The sequence below is a fragment of the Bartonella sp. AA126HLJHH genome (genome assembly GCF_042197425.1).
In the GTDB taxonomy this organism is placed as follows: domain Bacteria; phylum Pseudomonadota; class Alphaproteobacteria; order Rhizobiales; family Rhizobiaceae; genus Bartonella.
In genome coordinates this window covers 1-3,223 of record NZ_JBHIRU010000058.1, presented here as the reverse complement: position 1 = coordinate 3,223, position 3,223 = coordinate 1, and the positions used below count along the sequence as shown (strand labels likewise).

Sequence of the window (3,223 nt, the reverse complement as noted above, 5' to 3'; positions counted from 1 at the left end):
CTAAAGCTACCTTGACATGGCTTTCAAAAAACTCCAGTGCTGTAACTCCAAAATTCTCTTCTGAAGAAATCAGCATATCCTCATATTGGTATCGCGATTTCTTACCGTTAGCGTATTCCCAGCCAAGACAATAGGCGGCAGTGGTAAGACTGACAGAAACCCATAATCTTCCACTATCCCGTCCATAATCTATGACACCATAATGAATACGCACTATGCGATCGGGGAGATGATAATAAGAAAACATATCACCCATTTCATCGCGATGGGGCTCCCAGCCAAGTCTTTTTAAAATCTCTGTTGCATCTTTGGTTTGCATCGTCATTACCCTGCGTGCTCTTTAATTCTTTTACAGAGAAATTCATAAAAATTACTTGCGTAATACTGGGGATCGCTAGGTAGAAACTTAAGATAGAGCGGACACTCTCCATCCTGAAACTGAGTATAATCAAAGTAAAAGGTTTCACCAAAATCTGTTCTATTGACAACAAGCTGCTGTGGTTTTGCTAAACCATTTTTTATATCTGTTAAGTGATAATAAACAATATCACCAGCAGGATTATCTTCAAAACTTGCGTTATAAATGCTAAAAATTTCATAACCTCCAATTTCTCCTCCTCCATAATTTTTTAAAAAACTTTTGTAGGACGAGGTGAGTTGTAAACCAAGAGTTCTCTCAGCCTTTTCAATCAATATATCATCAGGCGCATCCTCTGCAGTGCCAAAATTGATAATCTCATCATCATATTTATTCACTTTATCAATTAATACTACAACATCATCTAAGGTATAGGTTTTCATAGATGATCCCCCTTAAAAATATTAACGATGCCTGCATTCTTGAAAATAAAAAATAGTGGTTTAACATTGCAATTCGGAAGTAAAACCACCATACAAAGAAATTTACTTCAAGTTATCTGTAATCCTTTTACAGAGAAATTCATAAAAATTACTTGCGTAATACTGGGGATCGCTAGGTGGAAACTTAAGATAGAGCGGACATTCACCATCCTGAAACTGAGAGTAATCAAAATAAAATGTCTCACCAAAATCAGTTCTACTCACAACAAGCTGCTGTGGTTTTGCTAAACCATTTTCTACATCCGTTATATGATAATAAACAATATCATCACTACGAGCAATTTCAAAATTTGTATTATAAACACTTAATATTTCCTCACCACAGATCTCCGCTCCTCCGTAATTTTTTAAAAAACTCTTGTAGGAAGTTGTAAACTGCAAACCGAGAGTTTTCTCTGCTTTTTCAATTAGTACATCATCAACTCCATCATCAGCAGTACCAAAATCGATACTATCGCTATATTTATCAACTAGTACTGCAACATCAGCTAAGGTATAGGTTTTCACAAATCTTCCCCTGCGTGCTCTTTAATTCTTTTACAGAGAAATTCATAAAAATTACTTGCATAATAATGTGACGCTCCAGATGGAATCTTGACGTAGAGTGGGCATTCACCATCCTGAAACTGAGTATAATCAAAGTAAAATGTCTCCCCAAAATCAGTTCTACTGACAACAAGCTGTTCTAATGTCGCAAAACCATGTTTCCTATGATATAAGTTTTTATGCACAATATCACCAGCAGGATGATCCTCAAAACTTGCGTTATAAATGCTAAAAATTTCCTCATAACCAATTTCTCCTCCCTTATAATTTTTTAAAAAATCCTTATAAGAAGTTGTAAACTGTAAACCGAGAGTTTTTTCTGCCTCTTTAATCCGTACATCACTAACTGCATCCTCTGCAGTACCAAAATTGATAATCTCATCATCATATTTATTTACTTTATCAATTAATTGTACAACATCAGCTAAAGTATAAGTTTTCATAGGTTGTTCTCCATAAATTATTATTTTTTAGTTGCTATATCTTTCTTTTCATAATCTTTAGCACGTTCCTTCCAGTATTTCGTCCTCCATTTATCGAATAGGTCTCTGTCAATAGCTGATCCCATTGTATTAGGATTAATATGAATAACTGAATTATGTTTATTATGAAACGCATTTGTAACCTCTGCTATGGGACCATCATGTGTTTGCAGCATATGATGCAATTCAATGGGATTTTCATTAAAGTCAAGAGGTGCTCTTCCTGTTTTCATCCTTTCAATATTTGTACCTTTTACTTCTTTTCCTTTTACTGTCCAACTAACAATCTGGTTAGGATCAAACAGATCATCTCTCTGATAGACTTTGTTTGTCTGAGTAATTTTTTCTCCCTTGTTAGTTATTTCAAACTCAACCTCAATAGGTTTTGACCAGAATTTTCTCTCTTGCCCCAAATATTGAGTTGCAATAGCTTCATCGCTCATTTTTTCTAGCGATTGTGCGATTTCTTTCCCCACATGCGCAGTATTTACTTCAGAACTAGTTGCTCCCGTTATAGCCGCTTCTTCAGCTTTAGCAGCAAATTTGATGAGATCTTTTTCTACAAGCTTTCCCGCAAGCTTTACGCCTCCCTTGGCTGCTGAAACAGCACCGTCAGTAAGCACTGTAGAACCCACTATATAAGCCACATCTCCTAATGGTTTACCTAGCATTTCGCCAGATTCAGCACCAGCACTGAATGCTCCATCCCCCCCTTTCTCCATTGTTTCATGTATGTGATCTATATGCCCCCCAAAGGAATCCTTTATGTGATCTATACGCCCTCTAAAGGAATCCTTAACACCTCCCCAGAATTGACCAACTCCTTCCCAGAGTTGACCAGCACCTTCCCAGACATCATCAAATATATGCCCACTCGTGGCCCAAGCTTTTGCTGTTCCAACGCCTTGAAGGGCATTTTGATAGATCTCATCAACTGAACTGTTTCCTATTGCCGATCCTAATTCTTTAACGTCATGAACTGTCGCATATATTCCGTTTCCTATTGCCGATCCTAATTCTTTAACGTCATGAGCTGTCTCAGATATTCCGTTTCCTATTGCTTTTACGGCACCAACAATCATACCCTTCGCAAGACCTATCCCAAAAATCCTATCTTGCTCTTCATCAATCTCGAACCATTTTTCGTTAACATCTCTTCGACACTGATCATCAGGGCACTCTTCTAACTCTTTCTTCATCTGAGCGCGTTGTGCACTACCCAAAAAGTTATTTGCAGCGGCATTACCAGCGGCATCAGCGCCGGCATCAACATTGCCACCGGCAAGGGCAGCAGCAACGCCCCCAGCAGCCCGTGCAACATCAATGGTGTGGTC

The 3,223-nt window shown here is 38.0% G+C and carries 5 protein-coding genes; all 5 read right to left on the bottom strand.

Features of this window, described 5'->3' with window-relative positions:
• Nucleotides 1-319 (bottom strand): DUF6990 domain-containing protein (locus ACFIQC_RS09470; RefSeq protein ID WP_375707105.1); only part of this gene is annotated, 319 nt, incomplete at its 3' end.
• A gap of 5 nt (nucleotides 320-324) precedes the next feature.
• The gene (locus ACFIQC_RS09465; protein WP_375627527.1) at nucleotides 325-801 is read right to left on the bottom strand and encodes an SMI1/KNR4 family protein; all 477 of its coding nucleotides are present in this window, start codon (nucleotides 799-801) and stop codon (nucleotides 325-327) included.
• Nucleotides 802-903: 102 nt separating this feature from the next.
• Nucleotides 904-1,368, bottom strand: coding sequence for an SMI1/KNR4 family protein (locus ACFIQC_RS09460; protein WP_375655430.1), 465 nt, complete (start codon nucleotides 1,366-1,368; stop codon nucleotides 904-906).
• A complete protein-coding gene (locus ACFIQC_RS09455) occupies nucleotides 1,365-1,850 on the bottom strand; it encodes an SMI1/KNR4 family protein (RefSeq protein WP_208438784.1) in 486 nt (161 codons plus the stop codon). Before ACFIQC_RS09455 ends, ACFIQC_RS09460 begins: the two co-directional genes overlap by 4 nt.
• A gap of 20 nt (nucleotides 1,851-1,870) precedes the next feature.
• The coding region (locus ACFIQC_RS09450) for an HNH/ENDO VII family nuclease (protein WP_375707104.1) at nucleotides 1,871-3,223 on the bottom strand (1,353 nt) is incomplete at its 5' end.